Here is a 25133-nt window from a genome sequence, read left to right on the forward strand (position 1 = left end):
TCAAGCCACCCTTCGGATGACAGCACGCGAGGCGCCGCTGCGAGTGTGGCGGAACAGGTCCTTCGGGTCATCGGCCCGGGGCACCAGCTCGACGTCCACGCCGAGGTTGCGACGCTCGGCCTGTTCGTGCACATAGCGCAAGGTGGCGTAGTCCTCGAGCGCGAAGCCGACCGAATCGAACACCGTGACTTGTTCAGCGCTTTCGCGCCCCGTTGCCGTGCCGGCCAGCACGCGCCACAGGTCGACCACGGGGGAGTCTTTGGGCAACTGCTGGATGTCGCCCTCGATGCGCGTCTGCGGCTCGTACTCGACGAACACGCGCGCGCCGCGCAGCACGTCGGCATGCAGTTCGGTCTTGCCGGGGCAATCGCCGCCGACGGCGTTCAGGTGCATGCCCGGCTCGATCATGTCCGGCGTGATGATGGTGGCGCAGGCCTTGTCGGCAGTCACGGTCGTCACGATGTCGGCGCCGCGCACGGCCTGCGCCGTGGAGTCGGCACGAATGATCTTGAGCGACGGAAAGGCCGAGAGGTTGCGCACCAGCTTGTCGGTGGCGCGGGCGTCGATGTCGTACACGGCAATTTCCTCGATACCCAAGTGGCAGTGAAAGGCCAATGCCTGGAATTCGCTCTGCGCGCCGTTGCCGATGAGCGCCATGCGCCGCGCGCCGGGCCGCGCCAATGCGCGCGCCGCCATCAGCGAGGTCGCGCTCGTGCGAAGCGCAGTGGCAAGGGTCAGTTCAGACAACAGCACGGGGTAGCCGGTCTCGACATCGGCGAGCACGCCGAAGGCCATCACCGTGTAGAGGCCTCTGCCGGTGTTGGCCGGATGGCCGTTGACGTACTTGAAGGCATAGCGCGAGGCGTTCGACACAGGCATCAGTTCGATGACGCCGATGTCCGAGTGATTTGCCACACGGGCCGATTTGTCGAAATCAGGCCAGCGGATGAAGTCTTCCCGGATGGTGTCGGCCAATGCGCCGATGAAGGGGGCCACACCGATCTCCTGCACGAGGCGGGACATGGCGGGAACGTCGATGAAGCGGGTCATGGGGGTCTCCTGAACGGTCCGGCAGCATCGCGCAGCCGTCTTTCGATTGTTCCGGGGAGACGTGCCAGACTGAACCCTTCAACTTGTCAAGTTAGCCCTTGAACCTTACATTTCGCTCGATCTGATTAGCAATTTGACAAATGGCAATGGACGACATCGACCGACAACTCATTGCCCTGTTGCGCGACGACGCGCGCATGCCGGTGGTGGCACTGGCCCAGAAGCTCCGCGTGGCGCGGGCGACCGTGCAGAACCGGATTGCCAAGCTGGAGAACGACGGAACCATCGTCGGCTACACCGTGCGGCTGAAGCCCGAAGCGGAGGCGCACCGCATCCGCGCGATCATGAGCATCGAGATCGAAGGGCACCGCGCCGAACGCGTGAGCCAAGTTCTGCGCGGTCATCCCAACGTCGTGGCCCTGCACTCGACCAACGGCCGCTGGGACCTGATGGCCGAGCTGCGCGCCGACTCGCTAGAAGCCTTCGACAAAGTGCTCAATGCCGTCCGGCAGATCGAAGGCATCTCGAGCACCGAGACGAGCATCCTGCTGTCGACGCACAAGCTCTGAGCCGGGCGCCAGCGGCGCACCGACTCTCTACCGCTCAGTGGGCGGGAACCAGGAAGTCCTGGCTGATGCGCCCGCCCAGCTCGTTCACGCGGTCGAGGAACTGCGTGAGATAGGCATGCAGGCCGGTCGCAAGGATCTCGTCGACCCGCGCGTATTGCAGATCGGCCAGCAGCTTGCCGGCGCGGCGCTGTGTTTCGGCGCTCTGCTCGTTCTGCACCTTCGCGAGGTTGTTCACCACCTCGACCAGGCTCGCGTGCAGCGAGCGCGGCATGTCGGCACGAAGAATCAGCAGCTCGGCCACGCGCTCGGGCTTGATCACATCGCGGTACACCTTGCGGTAGACCTCGAAGGCCGAAACGCTGCGCAGGATCGCGCTCCAGTGATAGAAGTCGTACTCCTGGTCTTCCTCGGTGGCGGCGCCGAAGAACTCGCTGTTGAGCGCATGGAACTTCACGTCCACCAGCCGCGCGGTGTTGTCGGCACGTTCCAGGAAGGTGCCCAGGCGCGAGAAGTAGAAGGCCTCGTCTTGCAGCATGGTGCCCAGCGTGACGCCGCGCGACAGGTGCGAGCGGAACTTGACCCACTCGAAGAACTGGCCGGGGTCGCGCTCGAAATCGCCTGCGCGGAGCATGCGGTTGACTTCGAGCCAGGTGGTGTTCTGCGTTTCCCAGGCTTCAGTGGTGAGCGCACCGCGCACGGCACGTGCGTTCTCGCGAGCGGCCTTCAGGCAGGAGACGATCGAAGAGGCATTGCTCTCGTCCTTGACCATGAACTCCATCACGTCGTGGGGCGTGATCTGGTCGTACTTCTTGTTGTACCAGGGCAGCAGCTCGCTGATGGACAGCACGCCCTGCCAGCCGTACTTGGCCACTTCGGCGGACTGCGGCAGCAGGGAGGTCTGGTAGTTGACGTCCAGCATGCGCGCCGTGTTCTCGGCGCGCTCGGTGTAGCGGGACATCCAGTAGAGATGGTCGGCGGTGCGAGACAGCATCGGTTGTGCTCCTACTACGATTGGCTTTGCGACTGCGCGGGCGCCGCCTTGGGCTTGGGAGCGCGGTCGGCTTCGAGAATCCAGGTGTCCTTGGTGCCGCCGCCCTGCGACGAGTTGACCACCAGCGAGCCTTCCTTCAGCGCCACGCGCGTGAGGCCGCCGGGCACCATCTGCACCTCGCTGCCCGAGAGCACGAAGGGGCGCAGGTCGATGTGGCGCGGCGCGATGCCGGCGTCGACGAAGGTGGGCGAAGTCGACAGGCTCAGGGTGGGCTGGGCGATGTAGCCGTCGGGCTTGGCGATCACGGCCTTCTTGAAGTCTTCGATCTCGGCCTGCGTGGCGGCCGGGCCGATCAGCATGCCGTAGCCGCCGGCGCCGTGCACTTCCTTGACAACCAGGTCCTTCATGTTGTCGAGCGTGTATTGCAGCTCGTCCTTGTTGCGGCACATGTAGGTGGGCACGTTCTTCAGGATCGGCTTTTCGCCGAGGTAGAACTCAACCATCTTCGGCACGTAGGGGTAGATCGACTTGTCGTCGGCCACACCGGTGCCCACTGCATTGCAGATGACGACGTTGCCTTCGCGGTAGGCGCGCATCAGGCCGGCGGTACCGAGCGTGGACGTGGGGCGGAACACCTCGGGGTCGAGGAAGTCGTCGTCCACGCGGCGGTAGATCACGTCGACGCGGCGCGGTCCGCGCGTAGTGCGCATGTAGACGAAGTTGTCCTTGACGAACAGGTCCTGGCCCTCGACCAGTTCCACGCCCATCTGCTGGGCGAGGAAGGCATGCTCGAAGTAGGCGCTGTTGTACATGCCGGGCGTGAGCACCACCACCGTGGGCTCGGCCGTGGCCGGCGGCGCGCTGGCGCGCAGGGTTTCGAGCAGCAGGTCGGGGTAGTGCGCGACCGGCGCGATGCGGTTCTGGTTGAACAGCTCGGGGAAGAGCCGCATCATCATCTTGCGGTTTTCGAGCATGTAGCTCACGCCGCTGGGCACGCGCAGGTTGTCTTCGAGCACGTAGTACTCACCGTTGCCGTCGGCATCGGGGGCACGAACGATGTCGATGCCCGAGATGTTCGAGTAGACGTTGTGCGGCACGTTCACGCCCATCATCTCGGGGCGGAACTGGGCGTTGTTCAGGATCTGCTCGGCCGGGATGATGCCGGCCTTGATGATTTCCTGATCATGGTAGACATCGTGAAGAAAGCGGTTGAGCGCCGTGACGCGCTGCACCAGCCCTTTTTCCATGCTGTCCCACTCGTGAGCGGGAATGATGCGAGGCAGCAGGTCGAACGGGATGAGCCGCTCGGTGCCGGAGCCGTCCTCGTCCTTGGCGCCATACACCGCGAAGGTGATGCCGACCCGGCGGAAAATCAATTCCGCCTCTTCGCGCCGCGAACGCATCACCTCACCGGGTTGCTTCGCGAGCCATTGGTCGTAGCGCTTGTAGTGCTGTCGGATTGCAGCCCCCGCATAGGGCAACTGCTCATACATCTCGTCAAATTTGTGCATGGAACGACCAATCTCCTTGAGCTATAGCTTAGCAAGTTCAGGGCCAGTAGAACCCCTTATGCCAAGGCCGGAGACGGGCCGGAAGACTTTTTCTTCGCTCAGCGCTCAGGCCCTTCCTCGCTGGCCGTCAGCTTCTTGCGGGGCGAGAGAAATCCCTTGATGCGCTCCCCGCTCTCGTCGCTGTAGAGGCTGGCCAAGAAGGATTCGCGCTCGGCGTCAAGTTGCTCACGCCGGCTGCGCCCACGCGCCGAATACACGAGCTGCTTGATGCGCGCCTGCACCTCGAACGGGCCGCGCGCGAGCTGCTGCGCCCAGGCGAGCGCGGTGGCGCCGGCCTCCCCATGCGGCACGACCTTGTTGACCACGCCCAGTTCGTGCAGCCGCTTCGCGGTGCTGGGCGTGCCGTCGAGCAGCATTTCGATGGCGGCCTGCGGCGGCAACGCGCGCACCAGCGAATCGGTGCCGCCGCCGTCGGGCGTGAGGCCCACATTCACATAGGACATGGCGAACTTCGCGTCTTCCGCGGCCACGATCAGGTCGCAGGCCAGGCACAGCGAAAAGCCGCCGCCCATGGCAGCGCCCTCGACAGCGGCAATGACGGGCTGGGGAGCCTCCTGGATCGCCATGATCCATTCGTGCAGCGCATCAATGTGGCCATGCTGCTCGGCGGCCGGCAGCTTGCGTTGCCGGGCCAGGCGCCGCAGGTCGCCGCCGCCGCTGAAATGATCGCCCTCCCCGCACAACACGATGGCGCGCACGGTGCGAAAACCCGAGGTGGCGCGCATCGCCTTGGCGGCCGCGCGGTAGACCGACGGATTGAGCGCATTGCGCGCCGCGGGGTTGCTCAGCGTCAGCACCAGCACCGGGCCTTCGCGGTGCATCTTGAGCCGCGCGCCGGGTGCGGCCGCGGCGCTCGTGCTGGTGATGGCCGGAACAGCGGCCGTCACGGCGTATGCCCGGAAAACAGGTCCCACCGAAGGCCTTGACGGTTGCTCATGCTGTCCCCTCTTCTGAGTTGTAGCCAAACGATACAACGCATGGGACGCCAGTACGAGCACGCTGACAAGTGGCCTTTCGGACTACTTTTGACAATTAATTCACGATTTCAGGGCTGTGCTGCCAGTACCGCGCATGGCGCTCGCGCTCGCAGGCCACGTCGGCGGGACGCGTGCTGGTCCAGTGCGCGGCGCCGCAGCGGGTGTTTTCGACCAGCCGCACGCCACGGTCCCGGTAGCGCGCCACCACCTCCTGCGCCGGATGGCCGAAGCGATTGCGATACCCCGCCTGGACAAAGGCAATGCCCGGCTGCACCGCATCGAGGAAGGCCGGGCTCGACGAAGTCTTGCTGCCGTGGTGCGGCGCCAGCAGCACGTCGGCCCGCAGCAGCTGCGGCGTGCGAACGACGAGCGCGGCCTCCTGCAGCCGCTCGATGTCGCCGGCCAGCAGCGCCGCCGCGCGCCCGTTGCCGATGCGCAGCACGCACGAGACGGCATTGGGCTTGGTGAAGCCGCGGTAGTCGGTGTCGAACGGATGCAGCACCTCGAAGCGCACGCCGTCCCAGGTCCAGACCTGCCCCGCCTCGCAACGCCGTGCCGCCAGCGTCGCCTGCAGCGGATGCGTGGCTTCGAGGGAACTCAGCAGCTCGGCCCGCGGCTGCATCGCGAGCACCGCGGGCGCACCGCCGGTGTGATCGGTGTCGCGGTGGCTCAGCACCAGCATGTCGAGGCGCTCACCATGCGCCCGCAGCAGCGGCACGAGCACGCGATGGCCGGCATCGCTTTCAAGGCCGTAGCGCGGGCCGGCGTCATAGAGCAGGCTGTGCGTGGCGGTGCGCACGAGCACCGCGTTGCCCTGGCCGATGTCGGCAGCGAGCAGCTCGAATTCGCCGGCCGCCGGCCGGGGCGCCTGCCACAGCAACACTGGCAGCAGCAGCGGAATGCCGAGGCTGCGCAGCGACCAGGACAGCCGCATGGCGAGCAATGCACCGCCGGCCACGCCGCAAGCGGCCATCCACAAAGGCGGCGCGGCCATCGACAGCGTGGCATACGGCAGCCCGGCCAGCCATTGCAGCAGCAGCGCCAGCACCTGCACGGCCCGGGCTGCAAGGTCCCACAGCGGCGCCACGGCGACGCCCAGCATGGCCAACGGCGTGATCACGAGCGTGACCCAGGGGATCGCCACCGCATTGGCCACCAAGCCGATCAGCGACACCTGCTGGAACAGCAGCAGGCTCAGCGGCGTGATTGCCAGCGTGATGACCCATTGCTCGCGAAAGAACTGCAACAGGCGGGAAGCGGCGCCGGTCTTCCGCTCGCCCGGCACCGCGGCGTCCGTGGCGAACAGCACGCCCACCGCCACGAAGCTCAGCCAGAAGCCGGCCTGCATCAAGGCCCACGGATCGAGCGCGACCACCACGGCCGCCGTCAGCAGCCACACATGCGGCCAAGGCCAGCGCCGGCCCGTGAGGCGCAGCAGCGCGACCGTCGCCAGCATCCACACAGTGCGCTGCGAGGGCACACCCCAGCCGCTGAAGAGCGCGTAGAGCGTGGCCAGCAGCACGCCGCCTATCAACGCTGCCTGCTGCGCCGGCAAGCGCAGCATCAGCCGCGCGCTGCGCCGCCAGAGCAGGCCGACGACGTGCGCGGCCAGCCAGGCAAACATCGTGACGTGGAGGCCGGAGATCGACATCAGGTGTGCCACGCCCGTGGCGCGGAACACGTCCCAGCCCGAGCGGTCGATGGCGCTCTGGTCGCCGGTGACCAAGGCCGCGATCACGCCGGCCTGGGCGCGGTCGGGCACGCGCTCGAAGACGGCATCGCGTACGGCTTCGCGTGCGCGTTCGATGGGATGCCACCACGTGCTTGCCACCAGCATGGGTGCCGCATCGCGCGCGCCGGTTCGCACATAGCCGCTGGCATGCAGGCCCTGCTCCCACATCCAGAGTTCGCTGTCGAAGCCATGGGGATTGCGGCTGCCGTGCGGCGCCTTCAGACGCACCGTCAGTCGCCATCGCTCGCCAGCGTGCAGGGGGCCGACGGTGCTGGTCAAGGGCGCGCGGCTTTGGGACGCCCGGCTCCACAGGCTCGAGCCTTCGGCATACCAGCCGAGTGCAATGCGATCGGGCACCGCGGGCCGCCCCTGCGCATCCGGATCAGCCCAACCCGCGGACTCGACATCCAGGCGGAACTGCGTTCCAGCTTCGTTGCGCTGGGGCATCTCCGACACCACGCCCGTGACCTGCAGGTCGCGCCCTTCGAGCGTTGGGTCAAGCGCGCCGTGCGCATAGACCGCCGCGCGCCATCCCGCGAGCCCTGCGCCAGCCATCGCGCCGCATAGCAAGGCGATGAGCATCAGGCCCCTGCCCGGCATGCGTCGCCAACACAGGCCGGCCACTGCCACGAACAGCAAGCCGGCGTAGGCCCACGCCGGCCAAAGCACCGCCTGCTGCAACTGCAAGGCCGCTCCCAGCAGCGAGCCACCCAGCGCCACGAACGCCCCCGCTCCACCCATGGCACCACCGGACGCACGAAACGGCGTCAACGAAAAACTCCCGAACCCATGATGCAAACCCTCCCCAAAGTCACGCTCAGTGGCGCGTTAATTGCTTGGCATCTGGGCTAGTATGCGTCTCACAAGAGACATCTTTTCGATGCAATCTCGCAGTACTGCACACAAAAACGCATGTCCATTCACGCCGCTCTCCACCACGTCACCCACTACAAATACGACCGCCTGGTGCAGTTGGGCCCACAGGTCGTGCGCTTGCGTCCCGCGCCGCATTGCCGCAGCAACGTCATCTCGTATTCGCTGCGGGTCGAGCCGGCCGAGCACTTCGTCAACTGGATGCAGGACCCGTTCGCCAACTACCAGGCGCGGCTCGTGTTCCCCGAGAAGACGCGCGAGTTCAAGGTCACGGTCGACCTCGTGGTCGAGATGGCGGTCTACAACCCCTTCGACTTCTTCCTCGAGCCGCAGGCCGAGAACTTTCCTTTCAAGTACACGGCCTCGCAGGCTGAAGAGCTCGCCCCCTACCTCGTCACCGAAGCGCCCACGCCGCTGCTGCAGGCCTACCTCGACAAGATCGATCGCAAGGAGCAGCGCACCATCGACTTCCTGGTCGGCATCAACCAGCAGGTGCAGCAAGACGTCAATTACCTGATCCGCATGGAGCCCGGTGTGCAGACGCCGGAAGAAACGCTCACCAGCGGCAGCGGCTCTTGCCGCGACTCGGGCTGGCTGCTGGTGCAACTGCTGCGCCACTGCGGGCTGGCCGCGCGTTTCGTCTCGGGCTACCTGATCCAGCTCACGCCCGACGTGAAGGCGCTCGACGGCCCGAGCGGCACCACGGTCGACTTCACCGACCTGCACGCCTGGTGCGAAGTGTTCCTGCCGGGCGCAGGCTGGATCGGCCTCGACGCCACCTCGGGCCTGCTGGCCGGCGAGGGCCACATTCCGCTGGCCTGCACGCCCACGCCTTCGAGCGCGGCGCCCATCGAGGGCGGCGTCGACGAATCCGAGGTCGAGTTCGGCCATGAGATGAAGGTCACGCGCATCTACGAATCGCCGCGCGTCACCAAGCCCTACACCGAAGAACAGTGGTCCGAAGTACTGGCCCTGGGCGACGCAGTCGATGCGCGCCTTAAGGCCGGCGACGTGCGCCTCACCATGGGCGGCGAGCCGACCTACGTGGCCACCAGCGACCGCGACGCGCCCGAATGGAACACCGACGCCCTCGGCCCCACGAAGCGCGGCTACGCCACCGAGCTCGTGCACAAGCTGCGCGCCGAGTACGGCAAGGGCGGCTTCCTGCATTTCGGCCAGGGCAAGTGGTACCCGGGCGAGCAACTGCCGCGCTGGGCGCTGTCGATCTTCTGGCGCGCCGACGGCCAGACGCTGTGGCACGACCCCGAACTGTTTGCCGACGAGCGCTTTCCCACGCACTACACGAGCGAAGACGCGCGCCGCTTCACCACCGTGCTGGCCCACAAGCTCGGCCTGACCGAGCGCTACATCCAGCCAGGCTACGAAGACATCTACTACTACCTCTGGCGCGAACGCCGCCTGCCGGTGAACGTCGACCCCTTCGAGTCGAAGCTCGACGACGAACTCGAACGCGTGCGCCTGCGCCGCGTGTTCACGCAGAAGCTCGACGCGGTGATCGGCTACATGCTGCCCATCGAACCCGGCAATGCGAACGGCGACGCCCCCGCGCTCGCAGGGCCGGCCTGGAAGACCGGCCCCTGGTTCCTGCGCGACGACCGGCTCTACCTGATCCCCGGCGACTCGCCCATGGGCTACCGCCTGCCGCTCGACTCGCAGCCGTGGGCCAGCAAGGGCGACTACCCCTACCTGATCGAACGCGACCCGACCGCGCCGCGCGGCGCCCTGCCGAGTGCGGCCGACTACCGTGCGCGCTATGCCGTAGGCACAACCGGCACAGGGGCCGACCTCGGCGCAGTGCCCTATGCCTTCGGCGCACCGCCCGTCGTGCCCGCCTCGCTACGCATGCAGGCGCCGGGCAGTGCCGGCGAAGGCGATGCATCGGCTGCAGCAGCAACTGACGATGCGGACGACAAATCGACCACCCGCCAGCCGCTGCGCGGTGAATCAGCCCACTGGGTCACGCGCACCGCGCTGTGCGTCGAAGTGCGCGACCCGCGCCGCGCCAACGGCCCCTCGGCCGAGAAGAAGGGCAGTGCCTCGGGCGTGCTCTACGTCTTCATGCCGCCGCTCGCGCGCCTGGAGGACTATCTCGACCTGGTCGCAGCAGTCGAAGCCACCGCGCGCGACCTGGGCGTGCGCATCGTGATGGAAGGCTACCCGCCGCCGCGCGACCCGCGCCTGAAGATGCTGGCCGTCACCCCCGACCCGGGCGTGATCGAAGTCAACATCCACCCGGCCCACAACTGGAAGGAACTGGTCGACCACACCGAGTTTCTCTACAACGCCGCGTTCGAAACCCGCCTGTCGGCCGAGAAGTTCATGACCGACGGCCGCCACACTGGCACCGGCGGCGGCAACCACTTCGTGATGGGCGGCGCCACGCCCGCCGACAGCCCCTTCCTGCGCCGGCCCGAGCTGCTGGCCAGCCTGCTGCTCTACTGGCACAACCATCCGTCGCTGAGCTATCTGTTCTCGGGCATGTTCATCGGCCCGACGAGCCAGGCGCCGCGCGTGGACGAGGCCCGCAACGACCAGATCTACGAGCTGGAAATCGCCCTGAAGGAAATCGCGAAGAACCGCGAGATCTATGGCCAGAACATGCCGGCCTGGCTGGTCGACCGCACGCTGCGCAACATCCTGATCGACGTGTCGGGCAACACGCACCGCAGCGAGTTCTGCATCGACAAGCTCTACTCGCCCGACTCGAGCACCGGCCGCCTCGGCCTGCTGGAGCTGCGCGCTTTTGAAATGCCGCCGCATGCGCGCATGAGCATCGCGCAGCAGCTGCTCATTCGCGCGCTGGTCGCCCGCTTCTGGGACGAGCCCTACAAGGCGCCCGTTACCCGCTGGGGCACCGAGCTGCACGACCGCTTCCTGCTGCCGACCTTCGTCAAGATGGACTTCGACGACGTCATCAGCGAGATGCGCCAGGCCGGCTTCGCCTTCGATGCCGACTGGTTCGCGCCGCACTTCGAGTTCCGCTTCCCGCTGGTGGGCCAGATGCAGGCGATGGGCGTGGAGCTCTCGCTGCGCAACGCGCTTGAACCCTGGCACGTGATGGGCGAGGAAGGTTCGGCCGGCGGCACGGTGCGCTACGTTGATTCGTCGCTCGAACGCATCGAGGTGCGCGTGACCGGCCTGAACGAGAGCCGCCACGTCATCACCGTCAACGGCAAGGTGCTGCCGCTGCAGCCCACCGGCGTGGTCGGCGAGTTCGTGGCCGGCGTGCGCTACAAGGCCTGGAACCCGCCTTCGGCCCTGCACCCGAGCATCCCGGCCCACGCGCCGCTGACCTTCGACCTGGTCGACACCTGGATGAAGCGCTCCCTTGGCGGCTGCCAGTACTTCGTCGCCCACCCGGGCGGGCGCAATTACGACACCTTCCCGGTCAACGCCTACGAGGCGGAAAGCCGCCGCCACTCGCGCTTCACCCGCACCGGCCATACACCCGGACTCATGCGCACGCCCCCGGCAACCATCGAGCTGCCGGGCAGCCGCGAATTCCCGTTCACGCTGGATCTGCGGCGATAAGGGGACATTTAGCACGCTGCCCAAACGGATACCCGTGAAGGCAGTGTGACAATCCCCCTCCTGTGGAACCTTTGAACGAATCCCTGTTCGACGCCCAGGCACTGGAGTTTCCAGCGGCCCTGGCGTCGGCGCTCGCCCCGCCGGCCCTGCCCGGCCATTTCGATGAACTGCGTGGGCAGGCCACCGCGGTAGCGCCTGTACGGCCGGTGCCGGGGGCTGCGCCAGCCCCTGCGCCCGCCCCGCTGCTGTACGACGCCGCGGTCGAACGACCACCGGCGGCCGGGCAGTCGCAGTCCCAATCGCAGTCGCAGTCGCAGTCGCAGTCGCAGTCTCAATCCCAGACGCAGACACAGGGCCCCTCCGGCGAACAACCGCCGCTCACGCCCGCCTGGAACGCCTTCTTCGAACAGCTCGGCCCGGGCGGCTTCAACGACCTGCCCCGACGCGCGGCCAGCCTTGAACGGCAGATCCGCGACAACGGCGTCACCTACAACGTGTACGCCGACGCCAACGGCCCGCAGCGGCCGTGGTCGCTCGACCTGTTCCCGCTGATCGTCTCGCCCGAAAGCTGGAGCCAGATCGAGGCTGGCGTGCTGCAGCGCGTGCGCGTGCTCGACCGCGTGATGGCCGACGTCTACGGCCCGCAGCAGCTGCTGGCCGAGGGGCTCATTCCCCCGGCGCTGGTGCGCGGCCACCCCGGCTACCTGCGCGCGCTGCACGGCGTGAAGCCGCCGGGCGACACCTGGCTGCACATCACAGCCTTCGACCTCGCGCGCGGCCCCGACGGCAACTGGTGGGTGGTTTCGCAGCGCACGCAGGCGCCTTCGGGCCTGGGTTACCTGCTCGAAAACCGCCTCGCCATCACGCGGCAGTTTCCTCAGGCCTTCGAGGCGCTGCACGTGCAACGCCTGGCCGCCACCTACAGCGCCATGATGGAAGGCCTGCAGCGCATGTGCCCGGCCGGCGTGCCGCCGCACATCGCGCTGCTCACGCCCGGCCCGTACAACGAAACCTACTTCGAGCACGCGTATCTCGCGCGCTACCTGGGCATCACGCTGGTCGAAGGCAGCGACCTCACGGTGCGCGACCAGCGGCTCTACCTCAAGACGCTGCAGGGCCTGCGCCCGGTGCACGGCCTCATCAAGCGGCTCGACGACCAGTTCCTCGACCCGCTGGAGCTGCGCCCCGATTCCACGCTCGGCGTGCCCGGCCTGCTGCAGGCCATTCGTGCCGGCAACGTGCTGGTGGCCAACATGCCGGGCTCGGCGTTCCTCGAATCGCCCGCGCTGCTCGGCTTCTTGCCGGGGCTGGCGCGCCGCCTGATCGGCGAAAAACTCAAGCTGCCCGCGCTGCCCACCTGGTGGTGCGGCGAGCGCGCCGCGCTCGAATCGGTGCTGCCGCAGCTGGCCGACTGCGCCATCAAGCCCACCTACCCCGGCTTCGACGGCCGCGCCAGCTTCGACGCCGTGCTCGGCAGCCAGCTCGGCCGGCGCGAGCTCGACGAATGGGCCGGCCGCATCGTGCGAGAAGGCGACGTGCACACAGTGCAGGGCTATCAGCCGCTGTCGCAGATGCCCACCTGGGCCAACGACATGGGCCCGGGCCACATCGCGCCGCGCGCTGTGCTGCTGCGCGTGTTCGCGGTGAGCGACGGCGCGCAGTCGTGGCGCGTGCTGCCCGGCGGCCTGGCCCGGCTTGCGGGGCCCGATGCGCAGATCGCGTCGATGCAACGTGGCGGCAGCAGCGCCGACGTGTGGGTGCAGACCCACGGCGAGGTCGACCGCACCACGCTGCTGCAGCCGCACGCCACGCCGGCCTCGCTCGCACGGCACCGCGCGCCCGTTACCAGCCGCGCCGCGGAGAACATGTTCTGGCTCGGCCGCTACACCGAGCGTGCCGAGAACGCCGTGCGCCTTGCGCGCCTCACGCTCAACTTGCTGGGCAGCGAAGACCAGTCCTCGCGCCCGTTGCTCGAATGGCTGCACCGCATGGCGCTGCGAAATGCACTGGTGCCGGCCGAAGTGCCGAGCGCGCCGCAATCGCGCCGCGTGTTCGAACGCGCGCTCATCGCCGAACTGGGCGATGTGGAGCGCGGCGGCAGCGTGGGTTTCAGCCTGATGTGCATCCGGCAAGCGGCCGCCGCCGTGCGCGAGCGCCTGTCGCAGGACAACTGGAACCAGATCGTGCGCGCCGAGACCGACTTCCTGCGCCGCGCGGCCGAGCAGGCCGGCGAAGGCAGCTTTGCCAGCAGTGCCGCGTTGCGCGCCCTCGAGTCCGCCAGCACGGCGCTGGCCGCCATGACCGGCGCGCAGACCGACCGCATGACGCGCGACGACGCCTGGCGGCTGCTGTCCATCGGCCGCCACATCGAGCGACTGGGTTTTCTGTCGAATGCGCTGGAGGCCGGCTTCGACAACGGCGCCGTGCACGAGGTGAGCGGCTTCGAGGCGATGGTGGCGCTATTCGACAGCACCATCACCTTCCACGCCCGCTACCAGCAGCGCCGCGACGTCGCCACCATGGTCGACCTGCTGGTGCTCGACGCCGAGAACCCGCGCTCGCTCGCATGGGTCACGCAGACCCTGCGCGGGCGCATTGCACGGCTGGCCGGCAGCGCGCCCGGCAAGCTGACCGCGCTGTCGTACGAACTGCCCGACCCGGCCGGCTGGACGCTCGAACACCTCTGCGCCGCAGGGCCCGAAGCCAACTACCCGGCCCTCGTCGAGCTGCTCGCCAACTGCGAGACGGCCGCCTACCATGTGTCCGATGCGATCGGCACACGCTACTTCACGCTGACATCCGAATCGCTGCGCTCGGTCGGAGCCTGATTCCCAGACAAAGACAGTTCCAAGGAGGCATATCCATGTCAGGCATCGCCATCAACCGCCGCTTCGCACTCACCGCCGCCGGCATGCTCGCGGCGCTCGCCATCGCGGCCTGCAGCAAGCAGGAGCCTGCCGCGCCTGCCGCAGCCAGCGCACCGCCCCCGCCGGCCGCCGCCCGCGTGCTCGTGGTCGGTACAGACGCCGCCTACACGCCCTTCGAATCGCAGAACGACAAGGGCGAGATCGTGGGCTTCGACATCGACGTGGTGAAAGCGGTCGCGCAGAAAGCCGGCATCGAGGTGAAGTTCGTCAACACGCCGTGGGAAGGCATCTTCAACGCGCTCGACCAGGGCGACCGCGATCTACTGGTGTCGGCCATCACCATCACCGACGAGCGCCGCCAGACGATGGATTTCTCGCAGTCGTATTTCGACGCCAGGCAGCTGATCGCCGTGAAGAACGACTCGCCCGTCACGAAGTTCGATGACATCAAGACCCTGAAGGTCGGCGTGCAGAACGGCACCACGGGCGACGAGGTCGTGGGCAAGCTGCTGGGCAAATCGAGCACCGCCATCAAGCGCTTCGAATCGACGCCGCTCGCGCTCAAGGAACTCGAAGCCGGCGGCGTGCAGGCCGTGGTGGCCGACAACGGCGTGGTGGTGCACTACATCGCCAACAACACTGCAGGCGGCTTCAAGACGGTGAGCGATGCGAACTTCCCGGTCGAGAAGTACGGCATTGCCGTGAAGAAGGGCAACACCGAGTTGCTCGCCAAGATCAACCAGGGCCTCGAAGGCATCCGGGCCGACGGCACCTACGCCAAGATCTACGCTTCGCATTTCGGCGCCGAGTCGAAGTAGGCCAACCCATCATGCTGCTACACGTCACCCACGAAACGCGCTACGAGTACGCGCCGCCGGTCGAGACGGCGCAGCACCTCGCCCACCTGAAGCCGCTGGCCACCGACTCGCAGCGGCTCGTGAGCCACAAGCTCGCCATCGAGCCGGCGCCCGCACAGCGCAGCGAGGTGGCCGACCTGTACGGCAACACGCGCGCCTTCTTCGCGCTGGAGGCCACGCACGACCGGCTCGTCGTCACGGCCGAGAGCGTGGTCGAAACCTCGGTGCCCGTGCTGCCCGCCACCGTGGCGCGCGAGCTGCCCTGGGAGAGCGTGCGCGAGCGCTTCCGCTTCCGCAAGGACGCCACCTTCGACGCGGCCTCGGAGTTCGTCTTTCCGTCGCCCTACGTGCCGCGCCACGACGACTTCACGGCCTACGCCCGCGCCAGCTTCGTGCCCGGCCGCCCCACCTTCGACGTGGCGATGGACCTCACTGAGCGCATGTACGAAGACTTCGCGTACGACGCCGACAGCACCGAGATCAACACCCCCGCCGTCGAGGCCCTCGCGCAGCGCAAGGGCGTGTGCCAGGACTTCGCCCACATCATGATTGCGTGCTTCCGCACCATGGGCCTGCCCGCACGCTACGTGAGCGGCTACCTGCTGACGCAGCCCCCGCCCGGCCAGCCCCGGCTGGTGGGCGCCGACGCCTCGCACGCCTGGGTGTCGGTGTACCTGCCCGGCGACGGCCTCGAAGGCGTCGGCAGTCAAGGCGGATGGGCCGACTTCGACCCCACCAACGGCCGCCAGCCGGGCGAAGACTACGTCACGCTCGCCATCGGCCGCGACTACTCCGACGTGTCGCCGATGCGCGGCGTACTCCATGGTGGCGCAAGGCACACGCTGCGGGTCGGCGTGACCGTGCAGCCAGTGGGGGAAGTGGTCGAGGGCCTTCCGCAAACCCGGACACAATCGCCTTCCCAAGACAAGGAGTCTCCATGAGCGTTTACGACAAACTTTCCAGCCTCGGCATCACCCTGCCCCCGGTCTCCGCCCCTGCCGCCGCCTACGTGCCCTTCGTGCAGACCGGCAACCTCGTGTTCCTCTCGGGCCATATCGCGAAGAAGGACGGCAAGGTCTGGGCCGGCCAGCTCGGCGCCAACATCAGCACCGAAGAAGGCAAGCAGGCCGCGCGCGCCATCGCCATCGACCTGCTCGGCACGCTGCATGCGGCCGTGGGCGACCTCAACAAGGTCAAGCGCATCGTCAAGGTGATGAGCCTGGTCAACTCGGTCGGCACCTTCACCGAACAGCATCTGGTGACCAACGGCGCGAGCGAGTTCTTCGCTGAAGTCTTCGGCCCCGAAAAGGGCGCGCATGCACGCAGCGCCTTCGGCGTGGCGCAGGTGCCGATGGGGGCTTGCGTGGAAATCGAGCTGATTGCTGAAGTCGGCTGATCCGCTTCTTTCGCATCTCCACGATTCGAGGCCTGACGGCGATGGTCGTCAGGCCTCTTTGCATTGCGTCGACACCATGCCATTGACACCCACCGGCTTGATCGGGCAAGCCATGCAGGACCCGGTCAACGCCGCGCTGCTTTCACGCCTGCCCGGCCTCGGGCTTCGCCAGGGCTTCCTGACCGCCGGCTGCCTGTTCCAGGCGACGTGGAACCGTCTTTCCGACAAACCGCCCGGCTGGGGCGTGAAGGACTACGACGTCTTCTACTTCGACGACACCGACCTGTCGTGGGAAGCCGAAGACATCGTGATCCAGCGCGTGCAGAAAGCGGTGGCCGACCTGGGCGTGAGCGTGGAGGTCAAGAACCAGGCGCGCGTTCACCTCTGGTATGAGCAGCGCTTCAAGTCGCCCTACCCCCGGCTCGGGTCCGCGCGCGACGGGATCGACCGCTACCTCATCGCATGCACCCGCGTCGGCATCGACCTGGCCGACGGAACGCTCTATGCGCCCGACGGGCTGGACGACCTGGCAGCGGGCATTCTGCGCATGAACCCGCTGCTCCCGATGCGCGAGTTGTTCCTCAAGAAGGCGGCGGACTACCAGGCGCGATGGCCGTGGCTGCGGATCGTGCAGCCAGAAGCGGCTACTCGCGCTTCCAGTTCGACACTGTGATGAACACGTCCACGGTGCTCATTCCTCATGCTCCCCGGGTTGATGCGAACCGCGAACACAGCAGTCGCATAGCGGCCGAGATGGGCGCGATCACCGGCACGTCGAACCGTGGGGCCAGCGCCAGTGCGGCCTGCCCCAGCGGGCCGCCGCCGATGATCACCGCCTGGGCGCCGTCTTCGTCGATGCAGCACTGCACGGCCTTTGCCAGCGCTTCTTCCAGCGCCTGCGGATCGGCTGCCAGCGCGCGCGGGTCGCCTTGCGTCAGGCGGATGCCGGTGTAGAGAGCGCGCAGTCCCAGCGCGGCCGCCCTGCCCTCGATGGGCGACACCAGTTCGGGCGTGACCGTGGCAATGCCGAAGCGGCGGCGGCCCTCGCTGGCCGCGAGCATCGATGCTTCGGCGATGCCGACCACCGGCACGCTTGCTTCACGGCGCAGCAACTCGATGCCCGGATCGCCGAAGGCGCTGACGATCACGCCATTCCACCTTCCGCCGGCAGCGGAACGCCAGGCTTTCAACACCTCCGTCGCAGCCGCATTCAGCTCGTCTTCATTGACGATCATGGTCGGCCCGCCGGCCGCGGTGATGCCTGTCACGCGGCATCCGGCCGGTGCCTCGCTGCTGGCGATCTTCGCCATCATTGCGGTGGTCGACGACGACGAGTTGGGGTTGATGAGCAGGATTTCTTGCATGCGTGAGGACTCTCTGAAAATTCAACCCGGCTGCACGATCTTCGTGGTCGGGGCAGCGTCGTCGCCGGGGCTTTCACCCGGCAGCGGCAACGCATCGGGCGACTGGCCATAGGTCTCGGGCACGCTCTGCACACTGACCACGAAGACCGCGTACATACCGGCCGCAAGGCCAAACACGCCGACCAGGCCGAAGGCATCGAAGAGCCGGCCCGCCACCAGCGGCATCAGCGCGCCTGCCGCTGTGCCAGTGGCAAGAATGAAGGCCGTGCCGAAGGCTCGCACCCGGGTCGGGTACAGCTCGGGCGCGAAGATCCAGATCGTCGTGTTGAGCAGCAGCACGAAGAACTGGAACACCGCGCCGGCAATCAGGATCACCACGATGCTCTTGGCAACGAAGCCGATGGTCAACGCCGCCAGGCAGGCGCACACGGCGCCGGCCGTCAGCACGCGCTTGCGCGGAAAGTGAAAACCCAGCAGCGAGGCTGCGATGGCCCCCAGCAGGCTGCCGCCCTGCATCACCATCGTGAAGAGCAGACTCTTCGACATGCTGTAGCCCAGGGCAACAAGGATGGTCGGCATCAGCGTGAGCACCGAGATCTGCGCGCCGTAGGTCATCCAGATCGTGATGCACAGCGGAATGGTCCGCCGCGCCAGTGCGCCGCGAAAGATCTCGGTCACGCGTACCTTGATGCGGGCATTCGGCGCGGCCAGCCCATCGTCGGTGATGTACTGATGCTGCGGCACGTTCTTCTTCGAAAGCCTGCCCAACGCCAGTCGCGACAACACCGCATTGACTTCCTTCACCTTGCCCTGCGACAGGAGGAAGCGCGGCGTCTCGGGGATGTAGCGGCGATAGAAAGCACCGAGTAGCGCCGGCACCATCAGGCAGGCGAACAGCCAGCGCCATGCGTTGTCGCCCGGGAACATCCAGAACACCAGCAGGCCGAAGCCCGGCGCCAGGAAGTTGCCGAGCCCACCCGCGCCGACGTTCACCAGCCCGACAGCGGTGCCGCGGAACTTGGTCGAGCAGAACTCGGCCAGCATGGTGACGGCGATCGCGATCTCGCCGCCCAGCCCGAAACCCACGACCGCGCGGCCCAGCGCCATCACCGCCAGGTTGGGCGCCATCGCGCAGATGCCTGCGCCGAGGGTGAACAGCAGCAGGTCGATCGACAGCATCACGCGCCGGCCGTAGCGGTCGGCGATGAAGCCCGAGATGATCCGCCCCACCGCCGCGCAGGCGAAGGTAACGGTGTTCAGCAAGCCGATGTCGGAAGCGCTGAGCCCCCACTGCTCGCGCAGCATCGGTCCCACGATACCCACGGCGTTCTGCTCGAAGCTGTCGAACAGGCAGCCGATGAGGATCAAAAAGATGATCGTGTGGTGCGATCGCGTGACGCCGATCTTGTCGAGCGCTCTGTCGAGTTCGGCGACCCGGGGCGAGTCGGGTCCGGAAGAAAGTGCAGGTCCAGCCATAGGAAACCCCTTGAGAAAGGTATGAAGTGCTTTGCTCGGCGCAGTCCGGAATCGCTTCGCATGCTATCGGCGACTCCATCGGTCTGACATATCAATTTCACCTAGTTTGTTTTTTTGAAATCTCAATTTCACGCAGAACATCCCTATGCAAGTGACATGCCCGCCTGCGCGTGACGCACGTAAGCCACGTGCCGCAGGGGTACTTTTCAGAGGGGAAAGCGTGGAATGACCATCACAGGCGGGCGCATCCGAGACCTGTTGCAGCCTCTGCGGATGCACCTTGGATGGGCAGATGCGCACTACGGTCGTGCGTCTTTTCAGTGCACTCCGACCAGATCAGGCCAGTCGAGCGCCGCTGCCGCTCAAAGCTCGCCGTTTTCCTCGTGCTCGAGCTCGATCGCGGCCAGACGCTTGCGACCGGCGGAGCCCGAGGCTTCGATCACCATCGTGGCGATCAGGTCGCAGATGCCCATCACGGCAGTGTGATTGTCCAGAAGCCCCGGCCCCCGGCAATCGCATTGCAGCGACCAGGTGGCCCCAGCGAAGTCCGGCGAGGCCTTGTCGCTGATGTAGACGATCTTCGCGCCGGCCTTGCTGGCGCCCGCGAGCAGGATGTCCATCTGCCGCGTCTGCCGTCGCGTGCCGAAGACGATCACGCAGTCGCGCCCGGTCAGTCCGGCCAGGTGCTCGGCCAACGTCTCGCCGGGCCCCGGAATGGCGGTGACGCGCGGCACCACCTGCACGATCTGCCAACGCAGGTAAAGGGCAAAGGCATGGCTGCTGCGGCTGCCGAAGATCAGCACCTGCCCCGCGCCGATGATCGCCTTCACGATGCCGGCCATCTGCCTGTCGTTGAGCCGGTCGAAGGTGCTGGCCAGGTTGGCCTGAGACTGCTGGAAATGCGTGGCGACAAGGTGGCCGCGCTTCGACGCCTCGGTCGCGTTCTGGAACAGCGGCGAACCCGTCTGCTTTTCCTCGCGAACCTGGCGCCGGGCCTCTTCGTAGTTCTCGTAGCCGATGCGACGGATGAAGCGGCTCACCGTCGAAGGCGACACCCCCGCCAGTTCCGCTAGCTCGTTGCCCGCATAGCTGGCCAGCTCGCCCGGAAACTCCAGGACGAAATCGGCAAGCTGCCGCTCGGTTGCGGACAACTGGTCGAGCTGGCTGCGGACGCGGCGGACAAAGGAATCTGCGGACATGGGCATGCGAGTGGGAGAGGCGCACGATGATGCCATGCCGTCCCCTTCCCGCAGCAGGATGTACGTCCCTCCTCTTCCCTGAAGATGACTTGATCGCAGCATCCCGCACCCTCGTCGCCCTGGCCGCACTGGTCGTTGCAGCGCATTCAATGTCGAGCCATGCGGCAGAACCGACGTGGTTCATCATGAACCGCGAATCGGGCTGCGTGCCGCTCGCGGAGTTGCGCGACGTCTTTCCGTCGCTGACGGATCGCGAGGCAGCGCGTTGGCGACGACCTGCACCGCCTCGCGCCGACGACGCACCACGGCGGTCGGCCGCATCCGCGGCCCGCCCGGCGCCCTCGGGCGATTCCGATGCGCCCCATTGACGATGGGCAGCGGCTGCGCCGATTGCCGGTGCGCCTCGAAGCGCGCTTCCTTCTGCTTCAGGTAATGCATGAGCACATGCGAAACCATGTTGAGCCCGAAGGTGCCGAACGCAGCGGGAATGATGTAAAGCGCAATCGACAGCTCGGACGAGAAGACGATGTCGTCAGCCAGCGAAGGCGTGGCCTGCGCCTCCAGCGAGAGCGCTCGCAGCACGAAGATGTCCACGCCCGCGAGCAGGATCAGCAGCAGGCCGAAGGCAAGCACGGCCTTCTTGGAGAACTCGCGCCGCACGAACAGCGTGACGAAGATCGCGGCCGGGCACACCAGCGAACACAGCACCAGCACCCAGAAGCGCACCTGCGTGAAGATCGTGGCGTCCGAAAGCATGTGCATGACGGACATTGAGCCACGAACCACGCCCGTCAATTTGTCCGGGAAGTGAAGCGCCGGTAAAAGCGCCTCTCAAAAAGTGTGGGCTAAGTCTTCGCGCGCGTCCCTGTGAGCGTAGGCATTTCGGTTGCGCTGGAGTTCACATTGACGCTGCGGTCGAAACGCATGTACGGCCCAGAGAAGCGGCACTCCACGGTGTCGCGGAAGGCCGACTCGACGAAGGTCCACGTCATGACGAAGGTGCGCGCGTCGCGCCACTCGCCGCTGGCCACCACGCGCATCACTTCGGGCTGGTACTCGTGGTGTAGCTTGTTGCCGGTGATGGTTGTGTCGCCCTCGAAGGGCTTGCGCAAGCCGACCTGCACCTTGTGCGTGCCGCGGTCGTCTTCCATGGTGAAGACGCACGACTCCGCGGAAGAGAAGTCGAGCCGCATCGACTTGATCTTCTCCGGGTTCTCAGCAAAGTCGAAGCGCTGGCCCGACACGTTCGCGGCAACGGGCGAGCTGGTCGGCTTCACCGGTGGGAGCAGCTGCAGCGTGCGCGTGCGGGCCTTGAGCGCGGCGTAGTCCTTCTCGCTGGCCACGGCAGTAGCGCCGAATGCCGCGGGAAAATGCTTGTACAGGATGCCCGCGTTGAACCCCGCCTTGGGCGGCAGCGCAGAATTGAGCGCGAGCACCGCGTTCTGTTCAGGGAACACCACTGAATACTGCCCGAACAGGCCATCGGCGTTGTAGGCGCCGTGCTGGCCCAGCCACCACTGGTAGCCGTATCGGTCCTTGGTGTGCGGCGCATGCACCGAATCGACCCAGGCCTTCGTAAGGATCTGCTTGCCGTTCCACTGCCCGTTCTGCGCATGCAGGATGCCGAGCTTGAGCGAGTCGACCGTCTTCCAGCTCAGGCCGTTGGCGCCTGGCGAAATGCCCTCGGGGCCCACGTCCCACTCATAGCCGGTAATGCCCAGCGGCTCGAAGAAGCGCGGCTTGAGGTAGTCGGCCGTCGATTGCCCGGTTGTCTTCGTCACGATGGCCGACAGCATGTAGGTAGCCGCGCTGGTGTAGACGAACTTGCTGCCCGGCGTGTAGACCACGGGGATCTTGAAGAACTCGGCGATCCAGCTCGTTCGAATGGGCCGCCACACCGAGCCCGACACCATCGACTCGTGTCCGGTGCGCATGGTCAACAGGTCGCGTACGGTCATTGCCGCGAGGTTGGCGCTGACCGTGGATGGCAGGTGCTCGGGAAAGAAGGACACGACCTTGTCGTCGAGTCCGAACTTGCCGTCGGCAATGGCCATGCCGACCGCGCACACGGTGACGCTCTTGGTCAGCGAATGCGTCATGTGCCGGCGCTCGGGCTTGTAGGGGTCCCACCAGCCCTCGGCCACCACATGGCCGTTGCGCCACAGCATGAAGCTGTGCAGCTCGAACGCGCCGCGTTCGGCATCGTCGAGAAAGGCGAGGATCGACGCCGACGAGATGCCCTGCGCCTCGGGCCGGCTGCGCGGCAGGCCGTCGGCAAAGGCCGGCGCGGCGGCGCCGGTGGCGGCCCAGCCGATGCCGGGCAGCGAGGCCATGGCGGTGCCGCCAAGGGAAAGGCGCAGCAGGCCGCGGCGCGAGATGGCGGGGGTCGTTGTTGTTGTCTCTTCCATGTTCCTGGCTTCCTTGTCTTCCGGGATGGACCGGTCGCGACAGTGTCGCGCCGGTGGCTGTCAATCGCCTGTCTGCAGCGGCAGAGGAAACCCGATGAGGCCCCGGTCGCGCGCCATGTGTTCAAAGGTCAGCGAGGCAGCGCCCCTCAACCCGATCAACGCTCGCCTGCAGGGCCCGCCTCGATATCGACCGCAAACTTCTGCAGAAGCCGCACCAGCTCCTCGAAATCCTGCTGTTCCCACTTGGCAAATATGGCGCGCCCCAGCCGTTCCCTTGCTGCATCCACGGCATCTGTCATGACCTTGCCCTTCGGCGTCACGATCGCTTCGCGCACGCGCCGGTCGTGAACGCCGCCCTGGCGCTCCACCAGGCCAAGACTCTCCAACTTCGCGACCTGCCGGCTGACCGTGGTGTAGTCGCGCCCGACACGGTCGGCGAGTTCGACCACGCCGATCGGTCCTACGCGTTCGATGCCCACCAGCAGCGGAAACAAGGCGCGGTCGAGCGAGATGCCCGCTTCGCGCACCATCGCCTCGTCGCGCTGCGGGCGATTCATGACGCTCACCACGGTCAGCAGCGCACCGTGCAACGCCCGCAATTGCGCGGACATATGTGTATCTTGCACATTTATTTTCTTTGGCATAGCATCCGCTCCTATTGAGTGCATATTACACATATTGGAGTTTGCCATGACACAGCAGTTTTCCGCCGACGTCCTGATCTGCGGCGCCGGCGCAGCCGGCCTCACGCTCGCCATCGACCTGGCGCGGCGAGGTGTTTCCTTCCGCCTGATCGAGAAGATGGACACGCCTTTCCGGGGCTCGCGCGGCAAGGGCATCCAGCCGCGAACGCAGGAGGTCTTCGAGGATCTGGGCATCCTCGAGCGGATCGTCGCGGCCGGCGGCCTGTATCCGCCCTCGCGGGAATACCGCGCTGACGGCAGCCATGCCGATTCGCTGGTGATGGCGCACGAAGCACCGACACCTTCTGAACCCTATGGCTCTCCTTTGATGGTCCCGCAGTTCCTGACCGAGGGCGTGATGCGCGAGCGCCTGACCGAGCTCGGGCATCGACCCGCCTTCGGCTGCGAACTGATCGGCTTCGAGCAGGACGAGGACGGCGTGACGGCGCGGCTGGCCAGCGCGGCGGGTGAAGAAACGCTGCGCGTGCGCTTTCTCGTCGGCGCCGACGGTGGCCGCAGCTTCGTGCGGCATTCGCTGGACATCGGCTTTCCGGGCAAGACGCTGGGCGTGCGTGCCGTGGTGGCCGATGTCGTCCTGTCGGGGTTGGGGCGCGAAGCATGGCACCGCTTCAACGAAGGCGAGATGAATGCACAGATGTCCCTGTGCCCGCTCGCCGGGACGGAGCTGTTCCAGCTGCAGGCACCGATCCCACTGGAGGGCGACATCGACCTCTCCGCACAGGGACTGGCCGCGATGGTTGCCGAACGCACCGGCCGTGACGACATCCGTATCCACTCGGTCTCGTGGGCCTCGGCCTTCAGCATGAACGCGCGTCTGGCCGATCGCTACCAGGTAGGTCGCGTGCTGCTGGTCGGCGACGCCGCACACGTCCATCCCCCCACCGGCGGCCAGGGGCTCAACACCAGCGTGCAGGACGCCTACAACCTTGGCTGGAAGCTGGCGGCAGTTGCCGCCGGCGCACCCGGCACCGTGCTAGACAGCTACGAGGAAGAGCGCCGCCCGATTGCCGCGGACATGCTCGGGCTTGCCACGAAGTTGCTCGGCGAAGCCAAGCGCGGCGAGATGCGGCGCGGGCGGGAAGTGCATCAGCTCGACCTCGGGTACGCCGAATCGTCCCTCGCGATGGAAAAGCCGGCGCGCGTTGACGGCCTGCGTGCGGGTGACCGCGCGCCGGATGCGCCGGTCACCGGCGCCGCCGGGCAACCGACGCGCCTGTTCGAGCCGTTCAAGGGCGCGCATTGGACGCTGCTGGGCTGCGAGGTCGAGCGTCGCGACGTGGCACCGCGCCCAGGCCTGCACATCCACACCTTCGGCGAAAGAGGCGACCTGCGCGACCACGGCGGCCATTTCCGCGAAGCCTATGGGCTCGCGTCGGGCGACTGGGTGCTGGTGCGCCCGGACGGCTATGTCGGCGCCATCGTCGACTCCGCCCACATCGAAGAGCTGCAGAGATATCTGCACGACCTCGGCATGACCTCGACCTGACTTCGGAGACAAGGGAAAACGCCAAGCCCTGATTGCACGTTCATTCCTACAGTCGAATCCG

19 protein-coding genes are annotated in these 25133 nt (G+C 66.8%); 8 read left to right on the forward strand and 11 right to left on the reverse strand.

All coding sequences use genetic code 11. The features are described from left to right. Entirely contained in the window at window positions 1-1050 is a 1050-nt protein-coding gene (locus ACN9MV_RS20605; protein WP_426389243.1) for an ornithine cyclodeaminase, read from the reverse strand. A gap of 146 nt (window positions 1051-1196) precedes the next feature. Here ACN9MV_RS20605 and ACN9MV_RS20610 point away from each other — a divergent pair, with 146 nt between their 5' ends. Then, window positions 1197-1619, forward strand: a complete 423-nt coding sequence (locus ACN9MV_RS20610; protein ID WP_426393185.1) for an Lrp/AsnC family transcriptional regulator — start codon at window positions 1197-1199, stop codon at window positions 1617-1619. Between the two features lie 34 nt (window positions 1620-1653). On the opposite strand, the gene ACN9MV_RS20615 is transcribed toward ACN9MV_RS20610, so the two are convergent. The 4 genes from ACN9MV_RS20615 to ACN9MV_RS20630 all read right to left on the reverse strand — a co-directional run bounded on the left by ACN9MV_RS20615 (window position 1654) and on the right by ACN9MV_RS20630 (window position 7631). After that, complete coding sequence (locus ACN9MV_RS20615; RefSeq protein WP_093050811.1) at window positions 1654-2610, reverse strand: alpha-E domain-containing protein; 957 nt, start codon at window positions 2608-2610, stop codon at window positions 1654-1656. Window positions 2611-2624: 14 nt separating this feature from the next. Continuing rightward, on the reverse strand, window positions 2625-4121 hold the full coding sequence (locus ACN9MV_RS20620; RefSeq protein ID WP_093050814.1) for a circularly permuted type 2 ATP-grasp protein: 1497 nt from the start codon (window positions 4119-4121) through the stop codon (window positions 2625-2627). A gap of 98 nt (window positions 4122-4219) precedes the next feature. Then, window positions 4220-5068: an oxepin-CoA hydrolase, alternative type gene (locus ACN9MV_RS20625; protein ID WP_093177167.1), complete on the reverse strand. Its 849-nt coding sequence runs from the start codon at window positions 5066-5068 to the stop codon at window positions 4220-4222. A gap of 145 nt (window positions 5069-5213) precedes the next feature. After that, window positions 5214-7631 carry a DNA internalization-related competence protein ComEC/Rec2 gene (locus ACN9MV_RS20630; RefSeq protein WP_426393186.1) on the reverse strand — a complete coding sequence of 806 codons (2418 nt, stop codon included), beginning with the start codon at window positions 7629-7631 and terminating at the stop codon, window positions 5214-5216. 171 nt (window positions 7632-7802) lie between these two features. Here ACN9MV_RS20630 and ACN9MV_RS20635 point away from each other — a divergent pair, with 171 nt between their 5' ends. From ACN9MV_RS20635 to ACN9MV_RS20660, 6 genes are all read left to right on the forward strand, one after another. Then, window positions 7803-11315 carry a DUF2126 domain-containing protein gene (locus ACN9MV_RS20635; protein ID WP_426389244.1) on the forward strand — a complete coding sequence of 1171 codons (3513 nt, stop codon included), beginning with the start codon at window positions 7803-7805 and terminating at the stop codon, window positions 11313-11315. Window positions 11316-11377: 62 nt separating this feature from the next. Continuing rightward, window positions 11378-14143 (forward strand): circularly permuted type 2 ATP-grasp protein, encoded by a 2766-nt coding sequence (locus ACN9MV_RS20640; protein ID WP_426389246.1) that lies wholly within the window; start codon window positions 11378-11380, stop codon window positions 14141-14143. Window positions 14144-14178: 35 nt separating this feature from the next. Then, complete coding sequence (locus ACN9MV_RS20645) at window positions 14179-15000, forward strand: basic amino acid ABC transporter substrate-binding protein (RefSeq protein ID WP_093050827.1); 822 nt, start codon at window positions 14179-14181, stop codon at window positions 14998-15000. Between the two features lie 11 nt (window positions 15001-15011). Beyond that, window positions 15012-15980 carry a transglutaminase family protein gene (locus tag ACN9MV_RS20650; protein ID WP_426389247.1) on the forward strand — a complete coding sequence of 323 codons (969 nt, stop codon included), beginning with the start codon at window positions 15012-15014 and terminating at the stop codon, window positions 15978-15980. Further along, window positions 15977-16435 carry a RidA family protein gene (locus ACN9MV_RS20655; RefSeq protein WP_093080114.1) on the forward strand — a complete coding sequence of 153 codons (459 nt, stop codon included), beginning with the start codon at window positions 15977-15979 and terminating at the stop codon, window positions 16433-16435. Before ACN9MV_RS20650 ends, ACN9MV_RS20655 begins: the two co-directional genes overlap by 4 nt. Before the next feature lie 76 nt (window positions 16436-16511). Next, complete coding sequence (locus tag ACN9MV_RS20660; RefSeq protein WP_093177157.1) at window positions 16512-17108, forward strand: nucleotidyltransferase family protein; 597 nt, start codon at window positions 16512-16514, stop codon at window positions 17106-17108. Window positions 17109-17133: 25 nt separating this feature from the next. Here the strand turns inward: ACN9MV_RS20660 and ACN9MV_RS20665 are convergent, their stop codons facing one another. The 6 genes from ACN9MV_RS20665 to ACN9MV_RS20690 all read right to left on the reverse strand — a co-directional run bounded on the left by ACN9MV_RS20665 (window position 17134) and on the right by ACN9MV_RS20690 (window position 23493). After that, window positions 17134-17799 (reverse strand): aspartate/glutamate racemase family protein, encoded by a 666-nt coding sequence (locus tag ACN9MV_RS20665; protein ID WP_426389249.1) that lies wholly within the window; start codon window positions 17797-17799, stop codon window positions 17134-17136. 21 nt (window positions 17800-17820) lie between these two features. Next, window positions 17821-19275, reverse strand: a complete 1455-nt coding sequence (locus tag ACN9MV_RS20670; RefSeq protein WP_426389250.1) for an MFS transporter — start codon at window positions 19273-19275, stop codon at window positions 17821-17823. Between the two features lie 362 nt (window positions 19276-19637). Further along, window positions 19638-20480, reverse strand: a complete 843-nt coding sequence (locus ACN9MV_RS20675; protein ID WP_176928712.1) for a MurR/RpiR family transcriptional regulator — start codon at window positions 20478-20480, stop codon at window positions 19638-19640. A 177-nt stretch (window positions 20481-20657) separates the two neighbouring features. Further along, entirely contained in the window at window positions 20658-21236 is a 579-nt protein-coding gene (locus tag ACN9MV_RS20680) for a hypothetical protein (RefSeq protein WP_426389252.1), read from the reverse strand. Between the two features lie 83 nt (window positions 21237-21319). Beyond that, entirely contained in the window at window positions 21320-22882 is a 1563-nt protein-coding gene (locus ACN9MV_RS20685; RefSeq protein WP_426389254.1) for a serine hydrolase domain-containing protein, read from the reverse strand. 155 nt (window positions 22883-23037) lie between these two features. Next, window positions 23038-23493, reverse strand: a complete 456-nt coding sequence (locus ACN9MV_RS20690) for a MarR family winged helix-turn-helix transcriptional regulator (RefSeq protein ID WP_256216930.1) — start codon at window positions 23491-23493, stop codon at window positions 23038-23040. 79 nt (window positions 23494-23572) lie between these two features. Here ACN9MV_RS20690 and ACN9MV_RS20695 point away from each other — a divergent pair, with 79 nt between their 5' ends. Continuing rightward, a complete protein-coding gene (locus ACN9MV_RS20695; protein ID WP_426389256.1) occupies window positions 23573-25072 on the forward strand; it encodes an FAD-dependent oxidoreductase in 1500 nt (499 codons plus the stop codon). The last annotated feature ends 61 nt before the right edge of the window (window positions 25073-25133 follow it).

Origin of the sequence: Variovorax sp. R-27 (assembly GCF_049913215.1) — a bacterium.
Lineage (GTDB): Bacteria > Pseudomonadota > Gammaproteobacteria > Burkholderiales > Burkholderiaceae_C > Variovorax.

What these genes read in the sequence shown, in the direction of transcription:
- ACN9MV_RS20605 (WP_426389243.1), bottom strand. Translation starts at nt 1,050, where the DNA reads ATGACCCGCTTCATCGACGTTCCCGCCATGTCCCGCCTCGTGCAGGAG.
- ACN9MV_RS20610 (WP_426393185.1), top strand. Translation starts at nt 1,197, where the DNA reads ATGGACGACATCGACCGACAACTCATTGCCCTGTTGCGCGACGACGCG.
- ACN9MV_RS20615 (WP_093050811.1), bottom strand. Translation starts at nt 2,610, where the DNA reads ATGCTGTCTCGCACCGCCGACCATCTCTACTGGATGTCCCGCTACACC.
- ACN9MV_RS20620 (WP_093050814.1), bottom strand. Translation starts at nt 4,121, where the DNA reads ATGCACAAATTTGACGAGATGTATGAGCAGTTGCCCTATGCGGGGGCT.
- ACN9MV_RS20630 (WP_426393186.1), bottom strand. Translation starts at nt 7,631, where the DNA reads ATGGGTGGAGCGGGGGCGTTCGTGGCGCTGGGTGGCTCGCTGCTGGGA.
- ACN9MV_RS20635 (WP_426389244.1), top strand. Translation starts at nt 7,803, where the DNA reads ATGTCCATTCACGCCGCTCTCCACCACGTCACCCACTACAAATACGAC.
- ACN9MV_RS20645 (WP_093050827.1), top strand. Translation starts at nt 14,179, where the DNA reads ATGTCAGGCATCGCCATCAACCGCCGCTTCGCACTCACCGCCGCCGGC.
- ACN9MV_RS20650 (WP_426389247.1), top strand. Translation starts at nt 15,012, where the DNA reads ATGCTGCTACACGTCACCCACGAAACGCGCTACGAGTACGCGCCGCCG.
- ACN9MV_RS20655 (WP_093080114.1), top strand. Translation starts at nt 15,977, where the DNA reads ATGAGCGTTTACGACAAACTTTCCAGCCTCGGCATCACCCTGCCCCCG.
- ACN9MV_RS20660 (WP_093177157.1), top strand. Translation starts at nt 16,512, where the DNA reads ATGCCATTGACACCCACCGGCTTGATCGGGCAAGCCATGCAGGACCCG.
- ACN9MV_RS20665 (WP_426389249.1), bottom strand. Translation starts at nt 17,799, where the DNA reads ATGCAAGAAATCCTGCTCATCAACCCCAACTCGTCGTCGTCGACCACC.
- ACN9MV_RS20670 (WP_426389250.1), bottom strand. Translation starts at nt 19,275, where the DNA reads ATGGCTGGACCTGCACTTTCTTCCGGACCCGACTCGCCCCGGGTCGCC.
- ACN9MV_RS20675 (WP_176928712.1), bottom strand. Translation starts at nt 20,480, where the DNA reads ATGCCCATGTCCGCAGATTCCTTTGTCCGCCGCGTCCGCAGCCAGCTC.
- ACN9MV_RS20680 (WP_426389252.1), bottom strand. Translation starts at nt 21,236, where the DNA reads ATGCACATGCTTTCGGACGCCACGATCTTCACGCAGGTGCGCTTCTGG.
- ACN9MV_RS20685 (WP_426389254.1), bottom strand. Translation starts at nt 22,882, where the DNA reads ATGGAAGAGACAACAACAACGACCCCCGCCATCTCGCGCCGCGGCCTG.
- ACN9MV_RS20690 (WP_256216930.1), bottom strand. Translation starts at nt 23,493, where the DNA reads ATGTCCGCGCAATTGCGGGCGTTGCACGGTGCGCTGCTGACCGTGGTG.
- ACN9MV_RS20695 (WP_426389256.1), top strand. Translation starts at nt 23,573, where the DNA reads ATGACACAGCAGTTTTCCGCCGACGTCCTGATCTGCGGCGCCGGCGCA.